We start from the raw sequence: 15,003 nt of genomic DNA, 5'->3' as shown, positions 1-15,003 counted from the left end.
GCCCCCAGCACTTGAAGTTCTTGCGGTTGATCACACCCTTGGCGCCAAGCTGCAGCACGAAGTCGCGCTTGTCGTCCTCGCTGACGACGCCGATGGCGTTGGCGCCCGAGGTGGCGCAGAGCTGCACCGCGAACGAGCCGAGGCCGCCCGAGGCGCCCCACACGAGCACGTTATGGCCCGGACGCAGCACGTGCGGGCGATGGCCGAACAGCATGCGGTAGGCGGTGGCGAGCGTCAGCGTGTAGCAGGCTGCCTCCTCCCACGTGAGATGCCTCGGCCGCTCGAGAAGCTGGCGGTCCTGCACGCGGCAGAACTGCGCGAAGCTGCCGTCCGGCGTCTCGTAGCCCCAGATGCGCTGGCTGGGCGAGAACATCGGATCGCCGCCGTTACACTCCTCGTCGTCGCCGTCGTCCTGGTTGCAGTGGATGACGACCTCGTCGCCGACCTTCCACCGCTTCACCTTGGAGCCGACCGCCCACACGATGCCCGACGCGTCTGAGCCCGCCACATGGTAGGGGTTCTTGTGCACATCGTTGATCGGTGAGATCGGCGTGCCGAGCGAGGCCCAGACGCCGTTGTAGTTGACGCCCGCCGCCATAACGAGAACGAGCACGTCGTGGCTGTCGAGCTCCCACGTGGGCAGCACCTCCACCTGCATCGCCTTGTCCGGCTCGCCATGGCGCTCCGCGCGGATGGCCCAGGCATACATGTTCTTCGGCACGTGGCCGAGCGGCGGAATCTCGCCGATTTCGTAGAGATCTTTCTTGGCCTCGACCACGGAAGGCGCAGTAGGTGCTGCGGTGCTGCCTTTGGTTGCGGCGCTCTGGCTCGACATGCTCTCGTCTCTCCCTGACGCGAAGTAAGGCTCCCCCAAGGCCGGCTGATGCTGCCCGGGGCGCCCCTCCGTACCTTTCGGCCTCCGTTTCAAGCACTTTTTCGCGCCGCAATCAAGAGTTTGTCGCGGGGATGTCGAGGCGCGCTCGGAGAGTGCTTTCCGAACGGGCACTCATCCGACCGGAACGGGGGCTTGGCGCACGAATCCTCGCCAAAACAAAGAGCTAGATTTTACCCCGGTTCCGTCGAGGCCCTGGAAGGCCGGCGCGCCTGCGCCGCGGCGCAAGAAAATCGGGCAGCGTCGGGATGTCTCTGCCACCGACGGCGGTCGAACGAAGAGTTAATGAACACGCGATAGGACTTTCCGCCCGACGACGTCTCGAACCGCAGCCGGAGAGGATCATGAGCCACGAGGACGTTTTCAAGGTCCTGCGCGACATCGCGGCTGCGGACGCCATGAGCTATTGGATCGTCGGCGCGTTGACGCTGGTGGTGTTCGTCGTCATGCGCGCCATGCTTCCGGTGAAGAGCCTTGCCAACGTCTTTGCCCCGGCCGTTTTCTGCGGGGGCCTTGCGGGGATATACACGGCGGCCACGTGGGGTCTCGTCGCCAGCACGGAAAAGACGGTCAACGTTACCGTCTGGGCGACGCTCGGCATGATGGTGGCGCTGCTCGCGATGATCGCGCTCGTGCGCCTCGTCGATGCCGTGACGCGCATCCGCACGCCGCTCACCAACGCCGCGCCACGCTGACCCGGAACGCCCTCTCCCCCGTGACGATTAGACTTTTGCCTTGCGCCCGGCGGCCGGTACGCTATGGGACGTGGGAGTGCGGGTGAGGATTTAAGGATGTCGGATAAGAAGGTCGCAGGAACGTCAGGCAAAGGCCCGGAGCGGGACAAGCCCTGGCTGTTCCGCACCTATGCCGGCCATTCTACGGCGGCCAAGTCGAACGAGCTTTATCGGAAAAACCTGGCCAAGGGTCAGACGGGCCTTTCCATCGCCTTCGACCTTCCGACGCAGACCGGCTACGACTCCGACCACGAGCTGGCCAAGGGCGAGGTGGGCAAGGTCGGCGTGCCGGTCTCGCACCTGGGCGACATGCGCCGCCTGCTCGAGGGCATCCCCCTCGACCAGATGAACACGTCCATGACCATCAACGCCACTGCCGCGTGGCTGTTGTCGCTCTACATCGCCACCGCCGACGAGACGGACGCTTCGCGCACGAAGCTGACGGGCACGATTCAGAACGACATCATCAAGGAATATCTGTCGCGCGGCACCTACGTGTTCCCGCCGGAGCCCTCGCTGCGCCTGATCAAGGATACGATCGTCTTCTCCTATCGCGAGGTTCCCAAGTGGAACCCGACCAACGTCTGCTCCTACCATCTGCAGGAGGCGGGTGCGACTCCGGTGCAGGAGCTCTCCTACGCGCTGGCCACCGCCCTTGCCGTGCTCGACACAGTCAAGGCCTCGGGCGAGGTGCCCGAGGCCGAGTTCGGCACCGTGGTCGGCCGCGTATCCTTCTTCGTCAATGCCGGCATGCGCTTCATCACCGAGATCTGCAAGATGCGCGCATTCGGCGAGCTGTGGGACGAGATCACGCGCGAGCGCTATGGCGTGACCGACCCCAAGAACCGCATGTTCCGGTACGGCGTGCAGGTGAATAGCCTCGGCCTCACCGAGCCGCAGCCGGAGAACAACGTCTATCGCATCCTGCTCGAGATGATGGCGGTCACGTTGTCCAAGAACGCCCGCGCCCGCGCCGTGCAGCTTCCGGCATGGAACGAGGCGCTCGGGCTTCCGCGCCCGTGGGACCAGCAGTGGTCGCTGCGCATGCAGCAGATCGTGGCCTACGAGACCGACCTGCTCGAGTACGGCGATATTTTCGACGGCTCCGCCGAGATCACGCGCAAGGTCGAGCAGCTCAAGGAGCAGGCGAAGGCCGAGCTCGCCACCATCGAGCGCATGGGCGGCGCCATCGCCGCCATCGACTACATGAAGCGCCGGCTGGTCGAGAGCAACTCGGCGCGCCTGCGCCAGATCGAGACCGGCGAGCTGGTGGTGGTCGGCGTCAACCGCTGGACGGAGACGGAGCCGTCGCCGCTCACCGCTGGCGAGGGCGCGATCATGGTCGTCGACCCCGCCGTCGAGGCCGAGCAGGTGGAGCGTCTCAAGGCGTGGCGCGCCGCGCGCGATGCCAAGGCCGTGGCCAAGACGCTTGCCGATCTCGAGGCGGCCGCCAAGGAAGGCCGCAACATCATGGAAAGCTCGATCGCCTGCGCCAAGGCGGGTGTCACCACCGGCGAGTGGGGCACGACGCTGAGGCGCGTGTTCGGCGAGTACCGCGCGCCCACCGGTGTCGCCCAGGCCGCGCCGGAGCGCGCCGGTACGGAGCTTGACGGCGTGCGCGCCGCGGTCGACGCGGTCTCCGCGAAGCTCGGCCGGCGCATCAAGTTCCTGGTCGGCAAGCCCGGCCTCGACGGCCATTCGAACGGCGCCGAGCAGATCGCCGTCCGCGCCCGCGACGTCGGCATGGAGGTCGTCTACGAAGGCATCCGGCTCACGCCGACGCAGATTGTCCGCGCTGCGGTCGACGAAAGCGTTCACGTCGTCGGCCTCTCCATCCTCTCGGGCTCGCACCTGCCGCTCGTGGGCGAGGTCATGGAGCGCATGCGCAAGGAAGGGCTCAACGACGTGCCGGTCGTTGTCGGCGGCATCATCCCGCCCGAGGATGAGGTGAAGCTCAAGGGCTTCGGCGTGGCCGCTGTCTATACACCCAAGGACTTCCAGCTCAACGACATCATGGCCGACATTGTCCGCCTGGTCGAAGGGCAGGAGAAGGCCGCCTGAGCGCTTGCACGTCCGCCGGACAAGCGAGCGCCACGGCGCGGCCAGACTTTGGCCAAGAATCGGGCACATGTTTGTGGCGTCGGGGGGCGACTCCAAGGAAGAGCAACCTGCTCTGGGGAGGGGGGCATGCGGGAAACGCGTGCACGGCTCGATCGCCGGCAATGGCTAGGGCTCACCGGCTGGACACCCGCGCTCATAGCGATGGGGGTCTTGGTCGCGGGCTTTTTCATCTATCACCGGTCGGCTCGGGACGAGCGGCAGGTCGCCGGCACCGTGGAAAGCGCGGACTGGCGTCTCAATGACGAGACGGGCCATGTTTATCCATTCATCGAGGTCAAGCTCGACAGCGGCGCCTCGGTCCGCATCGGAGACGCGCCCGTGCTCCCGGCGGTGGGCGACCGCATCACGCTCCGCCAGCGCGCCATGCTGTTCGACTACATGACCGTCTATGAATGGGATGGCCCAGGCTCCGGGCTCCGCTCCCCGCCGGCCCCGACCCGCGTCTCGCATCCTTGATCCTCTTCGCATTCCGCCCGCGTGGGTCTATACAGGCGCCCGAACGCACGGGGCGGGCGCCGCCTCGACGATTTTGACCATGATCGCTTCGGACCTTATCAGTCCGAAGCGTGAATCATCGGTCTCACCAGAACCCCGGCGGAGCAGCACCCGACATGCGCGATGAGACGAGACGACGGCTTGAGCAACAGCTTTGGTGGCAGCGGGCCAAGCTGGCTGCTGCCGGCGTCGGCGTTCTGGCCTGCATTGCGGGTGGCCTGTGGGCGACCGGCCTCGACGCCACCGTCGAGACGCGCCATGTGCCGGGCGTGGTCACGGCCGTCGGTCCCGTCGTCGGCGGCTCGACGCGAGCCATCGAGGAAGGTCTTGCCGTCGACGTGAAGCTCGACGACGGACGCATGGTTCATGTCCTCGCGCTCAAGAAGACTGATCCCCACGTCGGCGATCACGTTCAGGTCGCCGAGCATGTCCACGGCACCGGCCGCGTCACCTATTCGTGGAAATAGCCCGCGCCTAGCGCCACCGTATCAAAACGTTCACTGTCACGCTGGGCTGCATGTTGTTGTGGGGCTGGTTTCCGCCCGTCGCGTGCGTCTCGCGCTCCTGCGGATGATAAGTACCGTACTCGTCAGGCGAGTAGTCCACATGCTTCGGCGTGTTGTGATGCGACGTGTCGTGGAAGGCGAAGCGATGGGTGTGCGCGGGCAGCTCGGCGACGCTGAGCTGGTGCGTTTCCGCACCGAGGTATGCGCCGAGCTTGTAGCTCCCCTTGAGCCCGAATCCCTGGCCGGCTCCGATCGCGGCCCGCCCGCGAAAGTCTGGGAGACGAAACATTCCGGGGCGCGTCGGCAGGCCTGGATAGCCATACGCATCCTTCAGCACCGACCACAGCTTCGAATACCGCGCCTGCTCGACTTCGCGTCCGTCGCAGTAGAGGAAGCCCTGCTTCTCCAGCGCCGCCACGGCGTCGTTGATCGGACCGCACCAGTAGACGAGCGCTCCGATGAGGCTCACGGGCTTTTCGGACGGCGCCGTGAGCTCCTGGATCATGGCTTCGACTTGTTCTGTATCCGGCATGGAAGCCTCCCTGGTTATACACGCATAGATTGCAATCATGGTATCAATAGATTCAATCTAAGATTGTATAACGGGAGGTCTTGCGACGAGCCCGTGCGGGGCTTGCCGCACACGGAGCCCCTCGTCGTTCCTTTGGAGACTTGCTGCCGGCGTGCAATACGAGCCTTGCAACGGCGGGAGGCCACAGGTAGACGCTAATCGCTCACAGCCCCTGTGGCGGAATCGGTAGACGCGGCAGACTCAAAATCTGTTGTCAGCAATGACGTGCCCGTTCGAGTCGGGCCAGGGGCACCATTCGTTCGACGCCGACCTTTGAGGAGGATCCGTCCGCGTGACCATCCGTCCCGGACCGCGCAACCTCATCACCGATGTTGGCGGCATAGCCGTTGGCAACGTGGACTCGCGGGCGGTGCGCAGCGGCGTGACCGTCGTGCTGCCGGATCAGCGCACGGTCGCCGCCTGCGACGTGCGCGGCGGCGCACCCGGCACGCGCGAGACGGACGCGCTCGATCCGACCTGCCTCGTCGATGCCGTCGAGGGCATCGTGCTCTCCGGCGGATCGGTCTACGGCCTCGAGGCCATGTCCGGCGCCGTCGCGTGGCTCGGCGCGCGCGATCGCGGATTTCGACTGACGGGCGACACCACGCGCGTGTCCCCCGTTGTGCCGGGCGCCATTCTGTTCGACCTTCCCAACGGCGGCGACAAGGACTGGGGCGAGACGCCGCCCTATCGCGAATGGGGCATGCGCGCCTGTGAGAGTGCCGCGCGCGATTTCGCTCTCGGCAATGTCGGTGCCGGCATGGGCGCCATGGCCGGCAACCTCAAGGGCGGGCTGGGCTCCGCAAGCGCCATCGACGGAGACGTCGAGATCGGCGCTCTCATCGCGGTCAACGCGTTCGGCTCGGCCGTCATTCCCGGAACCGGGCACTTCTGGGCTGCCCCTTACGAGCTCGACGGCGAGTTCGGCGGCCGCGGATGGCCGAGCCCACTGCCGCCCGTCTCCGCGGCCGAGCCGTTTGCCGCGAGCCGCCTCGACGTGGCGCCTCCCGCTGCGGGCGGCAACACGACCATCGGCGTCGTCGCGACCAACGCGGCACTGACCAAGGCCGAGGCACGCCGCATCGCCATCATGGCCCAGGACGGGCTCGCCCGTTCGCTCCGCCCGATCCATTCGCATGTCGACGGCGACGTGATATTCGTGCTCGCGACCGGCAAGGCGGAGCTCTCGACGAGCCCGCTCGACCGCCTGATGCAGCTCATGCGCATCGGCTCGGTCGCGGCCGACTGCGTCGCGCGCGCCGTCGCGCGGGGCGTCTACGCGGCGGACAATCTCGGTGACGCCGTAAGCTATCGGTCCAAATTTCCGTTCGAGGGCGCAGGCACGTGAGCAGACAGTCCAGCCGGGCGATGAGGATGAAGGAGCAGCCGTGCCAAGCACGTCGGCGCAGCGCCCCGAAGCGCCGCCCCGCGGACGAGGGCGACTCCGGCGCCGACCCCGCGGTGTGGGCCGCGGACGGCGAGGAGAAGCCCTTCTGGGAGACCAAGCGGCTGAAGGACATGTCGCCTGACGAATGGGATTCGCTGTGCGACGGCTGCGGGCAATGCTGCCTCGTCAAGATCGAGGACGAGGACACCGGCAACGTCTTCCTGACGCGCCTCGCCTGCAGCCTGCTCGATATCGGATCCTGCCGCTGCAAGGACTACGCGAACCGGTTTGCGCGCATGTCCGATTGCCTCTCGATCGACATGAAGGCCGTGCGCAAGCTCAAGTGGCTGCCGGAGAGCTGCGCCTATCGCCGCCTCCATGAGGGCCGCGGGCTCGCCTGGTGGCATCCGCTCATCTCGGGCGATCCCGAGACCGTGCACCAGGCCGGCGTCTCCGTGCGCGGCTGGGTCCGCAGCGAGAAGGGCGTGCGCGAGGCCGAGATCGCCCGCTATATCATCGGCGAGGCCGGCTGAGCGGCCTCGGGAACCCGGTGTTGCAGGTCCGCGTTGTCTCCGCAGACGGTCGTCAGCAATGGTGACCGTTAGGCGCCGAGAGGTGCTGCCCCGCTCAGGTGCCGCAAGGCACCTCGGCGGGGTATGTCTTTTGAGCTCGGCGTTATTCCTTCTGGTGGTTCAGGCACACGGAGTTGATGCAATAGCGCTTGCCGGTTCCCGTCGGCCCGTCCTCGAACACGTGCCCAAGATGGGACTCGCAGTTGGCGCAGCGCACCTCCGTCCGCACCATGCCGTGTGAGGCGTCCCGGTGATAGCTGATCGCGCCCGGCAGTGCCTGATCGAAGGATGGCCAGCCGGTGCCGGACTCGAACTTGGTATCCGACGAGAAAAGCTGGGCGCCGCACGCCGCGCAGGTGAACGTGCCATCGGCGTGCGTGTTGAGGTGCTCGCCCGTGAACGGCCGCTCGGTGCCGCCCTTGCGCAGCACATTGTACTGCTCGGGCGTGAGCCTCTCGCGCCAGTAGGCGTCGTCGTGGGTTTTGGTCATGGACGTCCTCGGTTCGTGGTGACGTTTCTGGTTTGTGGCCTGCGCCGGTCCGCGGCCCGGAAGATCAAGAGGCCGGCAACGATCGCCGCATAGACGAACGGCTCCACCGGCCACGCCTTCACCAGCATGATGAAGTGCAGCGCCGCGGCCGCTGCGGCAAGGTAGACCCAGCGGTGCAGCCGCTGCCAGGCCGCGCCGCCCATGCGTTTGATCATGGCGGCATTCGACGTGGCCGCCAGCGGGATCAGGATCAGGAAACTCAAGAGCCCGACCGTAATATAGGGACGCTTGACGATGTCCTTCCAGATGAGCCCGATGTCGAGCCCCTGGTCGAGCCACACGTAGACCGTTACGTGGAGGAGTGCGTAGAGGAAGGCCAGGATCCCGACCGTGCGCCGGTAGCGGATGAAGTTCGGCCCGCCGACGCGCCTGAGCGGCGTGATGGCGAGGCCGACGATGAGGAAGCGCAGCGCCCACAGCCCGAGCGACCGCTCGAGCACCTTGAGCGGGTCCGCGCCGAGTTGATCGGTGACGGCGAGATAGAACGTCCACGCCGCCGGCGTGAGCCCGAGCGCGTAGAGCCCCCAGCTCCCCGGCCCGAGCCATGTCGGCCACCAACGAGCGAATCCTTCTCGAGCCGAAGCCTTCGCGTGGCTTGCAGCCGCGGTCCCTCTCCCATCATGCCGAAGGCATGTCTCCGACATGCGTTTCTCAATAGTTCGCACGGAGATCCATCCCCGAGTAGAGCTGCGCGACGTGCTCGCCGTAGCCGTTGAACATCAGCGTCGGCCGCCGCTTGGCGAACAGCCCGCTGCCCTCGCCGATGCGTCGCTCAGTGGCTTGGCTCCAGCGAGGATGATCGACCTCCGGGTTAACGTTGGAATAGAAGCCGTACTCGCTCTCCTGCGAAGACTGCCACGTCGTCGGCGGCTGTTTCTCGACGAGCGAGATGCGCACGATCGACTTGATGCTCTTGAAGCCGTATTTCCATGGCACCACGAGCCGGAGCGGCGCGCCGTTCTGGTTCGGCAGCGTCTCGCCGTACATGCCGGTGGCCAGGATCGCGAGCGGATGCATGGCCTCATCGAGCCTCAGCCCTTCGAGATAGGGCCACGGCAGCGGCTGAAACAGTCCGCGCTGCGCGGGCATCTCCTCGGGTCTGACCAGCGTCTCGAACGCGACGTAGCGGGCAGCTCCGAGCGGCTCGACGCGTTTCAGCAGGTCCGCCAGCGGAAAGCCGATCCATGGGATCACCATCGACCAGCCCTCGACGCAGCGCAGCCGGTAGATGCGCTCCTCGAGCGTCACGGGTTTCAGGATGTCCTCAAGCGTGTACGTCGCGGGCTTCGCCACCAGCCCGTCGATCTTGACCGACCAGGGGCTGGTCTTGAGCATGTGCGCATTGGCGGCGGGATCGCCCTTGTCGGTGCCGAACTCGTAGAAGTTGTTGTAGGTGGTCGCGTCCTCGCGGCGCGTCGCGGGCTCGTCGGTCGAGTACGGGCTTTTTGTTGCGGCCAGCGGAGCAGCCTCTGCCTTTTTCGTAGGCAGCATGGCAAGGGCTGCCAACCCAAGCCCGCCCGCAAGCACGTCGCGCCGCCTGAGGTAGGCGCTCCGCGGCGTGATCTCGGAGGGCGAAATGTCGGGTGGCCTGCGGATAAGCACGGGGAAAGCCTCATTCAGCGTTTGGCTGAGCCTACAGCCTTTTGTACGTTCAGGCCGCAATTGGGTTTCAGCGTCTGCTTTGAGATAGGCATCAGGCCCCGCGAGGGCCAGCTCAGCAACGGGGGCGGCATGAAGCTCAGCAAGACGAACTACCTCGTCTACCGCGACTGCGCCCACAACGCCTGGGTGAAGGTCCACAAGCCCGAGATCTACCACGCCGAGCCGCTGTCGGTGTTCGAGCGGGCCATCATCGAGATCGGCAACGACGTCGACGTGCGGGCGCGCGAGCTGTTTCCCGGCGGTGTCCTGATCCGTCGTGGCGACGCGGCCGGCACGGCCGAACTCGTGGCCGCGCGCACGCCCGTGCTCTACCAGCCCGTGTTCGAGACCGAGCGCTACACCACCGCCTGCGACATTCTCGTGTGGAACGGTGCCGGGCGCGCCTACGACCTCTACGAGGTCAAGGCCTCCACCAGCGGCGAGGACCGCAAGGCCAAGGACGACCTCTATGCGCATGATATCGCCTTCCAGGCGCACGTGCTGAGCGAGAACGGCGTGCCGCTCGGCCGCCTGCACCTCGTGCGCTTGAACGGCGACTACGTCTCGAACGGCACGCTCGATCTCACGCGCCTCTTCACACGCGAGGACTTCACGGACCGCGTGACGCCGATCTTCGAGGCCGTGCGTGCGGAGATGGACGCCGCGCACGATCTGATCCAGCTCGCCGCCCTGCCCGCGCCGCCCTGCGCCTGCATCTACAAGGGCCGCAGCAGCCAATGCACGACCTTCGCACATATCAACCCGGAGGTGCCGGACTACAGCATCCACGATCTGACGCGAATCGGCACCTCGCCGAAGAAGCTCAGGGCGCTGGTCGATGCCGGCATCCTCTCCATCACCGACATCCCCGCCGATTTCGAGCTGACGCTGCCGCAGCGCCATCAGGTCGAGGCCGCGCAGCGCCGCCGCCCGTTCGTCGAGCTTCCGCCGCTGCAGTCCTTCCTCGACGACATCGCCTTTCCCGTGGCCTTCCTCGACTACGAGACCTACCCCTGCGCGCTGCCGCGCTTTGCGGGCTATGCGCCCTTCAACCACGTCCCGTTCCAGTTCTCCTTGCACGTGCTCATGCACGCCGGCGCCGAGCCGGTCCATCACGAGTTTCTCTACACGGAGGCCCACTGCCCGGATGCGCCGTTCGTCGCGGCCCTCAAAGCCACGCTGCCGCCGGAAGGCGCGATCGTTGTCTGGAACAAGCCGTTCGAGAAGGGCATCAACACCAAGCTCGCCGAGCGTCTTCCTGCCGAGCAGGCGTTCCTCGCCGCCGTCAACGAACGCATCGTGGACCTGATGGACGTCTTCAGCGAGCAGATGGTTGTGCACCCGGGCTTCCGCGGCAAGACATCGATCAAGTGGGTGCTGCCCGCGCTCGTGCCGCGGCTCTCCTACAAGGGCCTCGCCATTCAGGAGGGCGCCACGGCGAGCGAGACCTGGAACGCCATCGTCACCGGCGCGCTCGAGCCCGAGGAGGCCCGCGAGGCGGTGCAGAACCTGCTCACCTACTGCGGCCTCGATTCCCTGGCGATGCTGGAGATCTGGCGCGCGCTGCAGACCATCGTCGCCGACCGCGACATCCGCGAGGCCGGCTAGGCTCCGGCCGCTAGTCCATCCTCGACGTCATCCCGGCGAAGGCCGGGACCCACGCCAACTTCCACGAACGCGCCGACAGCGAGTCGCTCAAAGTGGCACCGCGGCGAGCCGAAGGTCAGTTGTCGGGATTACACGGGCCCCGCTCGCCGGGCAGATCCGGCGGCTTGGGACCGAAGTTCTTCAAGTATTCCTTCGTCGCCTGATAGGCGAGGTGCTGTCCCTGGCAGTCCGGCTTGTTGATCGACCCCGTCTCGATCTCATCCTCGTGGTCGTCCTCGCGTTCGACCTTCGCGGCCTTGGTCGCCCGCTCGGGCGCCACCTTCGAGGTCCGCTGCTGCGGGCGCAGGTTCGTGTCCTTGAGCGATGCCATCTCGCGGATGGTGTCCCGGCAGCAGCCGCCGATGAAGCTCAGGGCGGCGACAAGAAGGGCGAGGTGGGAAAGTCTTGGCATTGCGATCCTTGCGGTGACTTGTGCCGACGCAACACCGTCGCGAGACGCAGCGAACCCTTTTACTCAATCACTGAGTCGCGCACCTGCAACTACGGCTGCACAGAGGAATCCACAGTGTTTTTCGAGACTTGCGAGTGCAAGGCATCGAGAGTGGCGCTTCGATGCAACAGGCGCGGAGAGAAACAGGCTCAGCCGACGCGGCGTGCGGTCACGTCGATCACCGGCCCGGCGCCTGTGCCATGGCGGCGTACGTGGCCGTGTTTCTCGAGGTGGCCCTTGAGCAGGGCGAGGTTCTTGCGGTTGGCGCGGAACATGACGTCGAAGGCGTCGCCCGCGAACGGCACGAAGCCGACCACCGTGTCGACGGCGCTATTGGCGATCATGCGCCCCATGATCCAGCGCGAGACGCCAAGCCGCCGCGCCTCCCAGATGATGTAGCTCGAGATCGCCTGCGAGATGAGGTCGCCGACGATGGGCACGAGACCGATCATCGCGTCGAGCCCCACGCGCACGTTCGTGCCCGGGATCTCAAACAGGTCGTCCATGAGCCGCGACAGCGCCTCGATGCGGGCGACGGACGCTGCGATCTCCGGATCCGAGTAGCGTTCGACGGTCTGCGTCTTCATGCGGCCCTCTTGCCACTCGCCTCAAACGGAACTTGTGTCCCTCCGGCTCAGGACCTAGGGTTGAGTCCGGGCATGGTGAATGCCTGCATCATGTTGGGACGACGGGGGTCCCGGTCAAGACGGGGTGGGCAGCATCGCGCCGGCGCCGCCGGAGCCATGCCGCGGGAAGGACGGCGTCATGTTTCTGCGTCTTCTGGTGGGAACCAGCACGATTTTCATATCCTTGATCCTCGGCGCGTTCGCGCTTGCGGTTGTGGGCTACAATTCTCCCGAGACGCTCTCGACGATGCTCGCCTGGGCGCGTGATCTCAAAGGCGTCATCACCTCGACCGGCATCGACCCGAAGTACAACATCTGGGTCGAGCTGCTCCTGGAGGAGCGCCAGCTTCTCTTCATGTTCTTCACCATCGCGGCGCGCATCCTCCTCGCGCTCCTCGCAGCGCCCTTCATGAGCCGCTGATCAAGGCTCGCCTCCTTCATCTCTCCCCTGTGGGGAGAGGTAGGGGGCCTGCACTCCGAGGTTAACGCCGCGTTAGCACCGCACGCCCCATAATCCTCGGCGGTTCGCGCTCTGCCGTGGCCAATCCAGAGAGCCGCGTCAATCGCTTCGCGTGAGGGGCCGAAAGCGCATGAGGTACGACGGCCGAGATCCGCGGCGACCGTGCGATCCGGAGGGTCGCCCGCACGATCCCCACTGGGGTCCCCATCCGGACTGGCATCACCACCCCGTGCCCGAGCCCGTCGCGCACGCCCATGCGTCCCGGTTGCCGCTGCGCTGGCGCCTGCTCTTTCTCGGACCTCTCGCCGTGCTCTCCGTTGCCGCGATCGTCGTCGGCGCGCTCTTCATGTACTACACGGTCGTCAGTCCTGATCCGCTCTCCATGCGCCCCAAGGCCGCCGGCCCCGTGATCCGCATCATGGACCGCGACGGCAGCCCCATTGCCGAGCGCGGCGCCTCGCGGGCCTACATTCCGCTCGACATGCTGCCGCCGCACGCCGCCGACGCCGTGGTCGCCATCGAGGACCGGCGCTTCTTCACGCATCCCGGCATCGACCTCCTGGGCACGCTGCGCGCGGGCATCGCTAATCTGCGCGCAGGACGTCTCGCACAGGGCGGCTCGACCATCACCCAGCAGCTCGCCAAGAACCTGTTCCTTACCTCCGAGCGCACCTGGTCGCGCAAGGCCGAGGAGCTGGTGCTGGCGCTCTGGCTCGAGCTCAAGCTCTCGAAGCGCGACATCCTCGAGCTCTACCTCAACCGCGTCTACTTCGGCGGCGGCGCGCACGGCATCGAGGCGGCTTCGCAGCGCTATTTCGGCAAGTCCGCGCGGAACCTCGCCCTCGGCGAGGCGGCGGTCGTCGCTGGCCTTCTGAAGGCGCCGTCGCGCTACGCGCCGAGCGCAAGCCCCGTGCAGGCCGTCGCCCGCGGTCGCGTCGTGATCGACAAGATGCGGGAGGCCGGCTTTATCAATGCGGAGGAAGCCGCCGCCGCCCGCGGCGCCGAAATCCGCTTCTCGCCGCTGATGCGCGTGCCCGACCAGGCTGAGATGGCCTACGCCGTGGACTTCGTGCTCGACGCCGCGGCGCGTTTCGAGGACGCGGACCGCGACGAGATCGTCATCGAGACCACGCTCGACGCCGTCCTCCAGCGCCGCGCCGGCGAGATCGTCGGCCGCGCGCTGGCCGAGCGCGGCGCGGCGCTCGACGCCGGACAGGCCGCCGTGGTCGTTCTCGGGCCTGACGGTGGCATCCGCGCGCTCGTCGGCGGCCGATCCTACGCCGAGAGCCAGTTCAACCGCGCGACCAGGGCCCACCGACAGCCGGGCTCCGCCTTCAAGCCGGTGGTCTACCTGACCGCTGTCGAGCGCGGCGCGACGCCCGACACCCCCGTTGAGGATGCGCCGATCACGGCCGGCCGCTGGTCGCCCAGGAACGACAACGGCCGCTACCTCGGCGCCACGACGCTGCGCAACGCACTCGCCCAGTCGCTGAACACCGTTGCCGTGCGCCTGCTGCTCGACGCCGGCGCGGACAAGGTGGCAGCCACCGCGCGCCGCCTCGGCATGAAGTCGCCGCTCCGCACGGATGCCTCGCTCGCGCTCGGCACGTCCGAGGTCTCGCTGCTAGACCTCACCGGCGCCTACGCGGCGTTCGCCAACGGCGGCTACGTCAACGAGCCCTACGCCATCCGCCGCGTGCGCACGGGGTCGGGCAAGGTGCTGTTCCAGCGCATCGAGGCGCGCTCGGATGTGGCGATCCCTCAGAGCTCTGTTGCGGCCATGGACGACATGCTGCGTGCGGCGGTGGCCACCGGCACCGGCCGACGCGCGGCGATCCCCGGCCGCACGGTGGCCGGCAAGACCGGCACCTCGCAGGATTTCCGCGACGCCTGGTTCGTCGGCTACACGTCCGATCTGACGGCCAGCGTCTGGGTCGGGAACGACGACGGCCGCACCATGAACAGAGTAGTCGGCGGCGCGCTGCCGGCCGAGATCTGGCGCGAGGTCATGCTGGCGGCGCACGAGCGGAAGGCACCATCCACGCCGCCTGCCGGCACCGTCGGAGATGATGTGCCCTCCGTGACGGCTGCGATCGATCGGTCAGGTCGCCGCGAGGAGGACCTGATAGCGAAGGTTTTGGCTCAGGAGACCGCCGATCGGCACGGCCATGCGGAAGCGCGCGGCGAGACCACCGTCATGCCCTCGGGCCGCATCGTCGTGCGCCCGCCGGAGCTGCGCTGAAGCAGTCGTGCAGGGAGGGGAACGGCCCACCCGGATCGGGCCAGGCGGGCCGCCCAGTCGCGCAGCGGAGCATTGAGGGGTCAGGGTTTTCTCTCCACCGCCCGGGAA

General features: G+C 67.0%; 16 protein-coding genes and 1 tRNA gene. 10 read left to right on the top strand and 7 right to left on the bottom strand.

Going from position 1 to position 15,003, the window contains the following annotated elements; translation table 11 throughout:
- Positions 1–835: crotonyl-CoA carboxylase/reductase (gene ccrA, locus IT540_RS04900; protein WP_291174061.1), on the bottom strand; the 835-nt coding region annotated here is incomplete at its 3' end.
- A 401-nt stretch (positions 836–1,236) separates the two neighbouring features.
- On the opposite strand from ccrA, the gene IT540_RS04895 reads away from it, so the two are divergent.
- From IT540_RS04895 to IT540_RS04880, 4 genes are all read left to right on the top strand, one after another.
- Positions 1,237–1,587, top strand: a complete 351-nt coding sequence (locus tag IT540_RS04895) for a hypothetical protein (protein ID WP_291174059.1) — start codon at positions 1,237–1,239, stop codon at positions 1,585–1,587.
- Between the two features lie 96 nt (positions 1,588–1,683).
- Positions 1,684–3,687, top strand: coding sequence for a protein meaA (locus IT540_RS04890; RefSeq protein WP_291174057.1), 2,004 nt, complete (start codon positions 1,684–1,686; stop codon positions 3,685–3,687).
- A 126-nt stretch (positions 3,688–3,813) separates the two neighbouring features.
- Positions 3,814–4,203, top strand: a complete 390-nt coding sequence (locus IT540_RS04885) for a hypothetical protein (RefSeq protein ID WP_291174055.1) — start codon at positions 3,814–3,816, stop codon at positions 4,201–4,203.
- 155 nt (positions 4,204–4,358) lie between these two features.
- Complete coding sequence (locus tag IT540_RS04880) at positions 4,359–4,709, top strand: hypothetical protein (protein ID WP_291174052.1); 351 nt, start codon at positions 4,359–4,361, stop codon at positions 4,707–4,709.
- 7 nt (positions 4,710–4,716) lie between these two features.
- On the opposite strand, the gene IT540_RS04875 is transcribed toward IT540_RS04880, so the two are convergent.
- Entirely contained in the window at positions 4,717–5,280 is a 564-nt protein-coding gene (locus IT540_RS04875; protein WP_291174050.1) for a tail fiber protein, read from the bottom strand.
- Positions 5,281–5,487: 207 nt separating this feature from the next.
- Between IT540_RS04875 and IT540_RS04870 the strand changes: the two genes are divergently transcribed.
- The 3 genes from IT540_RS04870 to IT540_RS04860 all read left to right on the top strand — a co-directional run bounded on the left by IT540_RS04870 (position 5,488) and on the right by IT540_RS04860 (position 7,239).
- Positions 5,488–5,574, top strand: a tRNA-Leu gene (locus IT540_RS04870).
- 37 nt (positions 5,575–5,611) lie between these two features.
- A complete protein-coding gene (locus tag IT540_RS04865; protein ID WP_291174048.1) occupies positions 5,612–6,667 on the top strand; it encodes a P1 family peptidase in 1,056 nt (351 codons plus the stop codon).
- 26 nt (positions 6,668–6,693) lie between these two features.
- Positions 6,694–7,239: a YcgN family cysteine cluster protein gene (locus tag IT540_RS04860; RefSeq protein WP_291174047.1), complete on the top strand. Its 546-nt coding sequence runs from the start codon at positions 6,694–6,696 to the stop codon at positions 7,237–7,239.
- A 142-nt stretch (positions 7,240–7,381) separates the two neighbouring features.
- Here IT540_RS04860 and msrB read toward each other — a convergent pair whose 3' ends face one another.
- The 3 genes from msrB to msrP are packed head-to-tail and all read right to left on the bottom strand — an operon-like array spanning position 7,382 to position 9,430.
- Positions 7,382–7,768: a peptide-methionine (R)-S-oxide reductase MsrB gene (gene msrB / locus IT540_RS04855; RefSeq protein WP_291174045.1), complete on the bottom strand. Its 387-nt coding sequence runs from the start codon at positions 7,766–7,768 to the stop codon at positions 7,382–7,384.
- Entirely contained in the window at positions 7,765–8,472 is a 708-nt protein-coding gene (msrQ, locus tag IT540_RS04850) for a protein-methionine-sulfoxide reductase heme-binding subunit MsrQ (RefSeq protein WP_291174043.1), read from the bottom strand. Before msrQ ends, msrB begins: the two co-directional genes overlap by 4 nt.
- Before the next feature lie 7 nt (positions 8,473–8,479).
- Positions 8,480–9,430, bottom strand: coding sequence for a protein-methionine-sulfoxide reductase catalytic subunit MsrP (msrP, locus tag IT540_RS04845; RefSeq protein ID WP_291174041.1), 951 nt, complete (start codon positions 9,428–9,430; stop codon positions 8,480–8,482).
- A 129-nt stretch (positions 9,431–9,559) separates the two neighbouring features.
- Here msrP and IT540_RS04840 point away from each other — a divergent pair, with 129 nt between their 5' ends.
- A complete protein-coding gene (locus tag IT540_RS04840) occupies positions 9,560–11,077 on the top strand; it encodes a DUF2779 domain-containing protein (protein ID WP_291174039.1) in 1,518 nt (505 codons plus the stop codon).
- Positions 11,078–11,192: 115 nt separating this feature from the next.
- Here the strand turns inward: IT540_RS04840 and IT540_RS04835 are convergent, their stop codons facing one another.
- A complete protein-coding gene (locus IT540_RS04835; RefSeq protein WP_291174037.1) occupies positions 11,193–11,528 on the bottom strand; it encodes a hypothetical protein in 336 nt (111 codons plus the stop codon).
- Positions 11,529–11,716: 188 nt separating this feature from the next.
- Positions 11,717–12,154, bottom strand: a complete 438-nt coding sequence (locus IT540_RS04830) for a DUF4112 domain-containing protein (protein WP_291174035.1) — start codon at positions 12,152–12,154, stop codon at positions 11,717–11,719.
- Positions 12,155–12,332: 178 nt separating this feature from the next.
- Here IT540_RS04830 and IT540_RS04825 point away from each other — a divergent pair, with 178 nt between their 5' ends.
- Together IT540_RS04825 and IT540_RS04820 are read left to right on the top strand one after the other, a co-directional pair.
- On the top strand, positions 12,333–12,614 hold the full coding sequence (locus IT540_RS04825; protein ID WP_291174033.1) for a hypothetical protein: 282 nt from the start codon (positions 12,333–12,335) through the stop codon (positions 12,612–12,614).
- A 169-nt stretch (positions 12,615–12,783) separates the two neighbouring features.
- Positions 12,784–14,895, top strand: a complete 2,112-nt coding sequence (locus tag IT540_RS04820; protein ID WP_291174031.1) for a PBP1A family penicillin-binding protein — start codon at positions 12,784–12,786, stop codon at positions 14,893–14,895.
- Positions 14,896–15,003 lie beyond the last annotated feature (108 nt).

Origin of the sequence: Hyphomicrobium sp., assembly GCF_020852195.1 — a bacterium.
In the GTDB taxonomy this organism is placed as follows: domain Bacteria; phylum Pseudomonadota; class Alphaproteobacteria; order Rhizobiales; family Hyphomicrobiaceae; genus Hyphomicrobium_C.
This window is presented reverse-complemented; position numbering and strand designations above follow the sequence as displayed.

Excerpts from the sequence above, each read along its gene's own strand:
- IT540_RS04835 (WP_291174037.1), bottom strand. The coding sequence starts at position 11,528 with ATGCCAAGACTTTCCCACCTCGCCCTTCTTGTCGCCGCCCTGAGCTTC.
- IT540_RS04820 (WP_291174031.1), top strand. The coding sequence starts at position 12,784 with ATGAGGTACGACGGCCGAGATCCGCGGCGACCGTGCGATCCGGAGGGT.
- IT540_RS04880 (WP_291174052.1), top strand. The coding sequence starts at position 4,359 with ATGCGCGATGAGACGAGACGACGGCTTGAGCAACAGCTTTGGTGGCAG.
- IT540_RS04825 (WP_291174033.1), top strand. The coding sequence starts at position 12,333 with ATGTTTCTGCGTCTTCTGGTGGGAACCAGCACGATTTTCATATCCTTG.
- IT540_RS04830 (WP_291174035.1), bottom strand. The coding sequence starts at position 12,154 with ATGAAGACGCAGACCGTCGAACGCTACTCGGATCCGGAGATCGCAGCG.
- msrQ (WP_291174043.1), bottom strand. The coding sequence starts at position 8,472 with ATGTCGGAGACATGCCTTCGGCATGATGGGAGAGGGACCGCGGCTGCA.
- IT540_RS04840 (WP_291174039.1), top strand. The coding sequence starts at position 9,560 with ATGAAGCTCAGCAAGACGAACTACCTCGTCTACCGCGACTGCGCCCAC.
- IT540_RS04885 (WP_291174055.1), top strand. The coding sequence starts at position 3,814 with ATGCGGGAAACGCGTGCACGGCTCGATCGCCGGCAATGGCTAGGGCTC.
- IT540_RS04860 (WP_291174047.1), top strand. The coding sequence starts at position 6,694 with ATGAAGGAGCAGCCGTGCCAAGCACGTCGGCGCAGCGCCCCGAAGCGC.
- msrB (WP_291174045.1), bottom strand. The coding sequence starts at position 7,768 with ATGACCAAAACCCACGACGACGCCTACTGGCGCGAGAGGCTCACGCCC.
- IT540_RS04895 (WP_291174059.1), top strand. The coding sequence starts at position 1,237 with ATGAGCCACGAGGACGTTTTCAAGGTCCTGCGCGACATCGCGGCTGCG.
- IT540_RS04875 (WP_291174050.1), bottom strand. The coding sequence starts at position 5,280 with ATGCCGGATACAGAACAAGTCGAAGCCATGATCCAGGAGCTCACGGCG.
- IT540_RS04890 (WP_291174057.1), top strand. The coding sequence starts at position 1,684 with ATGTCGGATAAGAAGGTCGCAGGAACGTCAGGCAAAGGCCCGGAGCGG.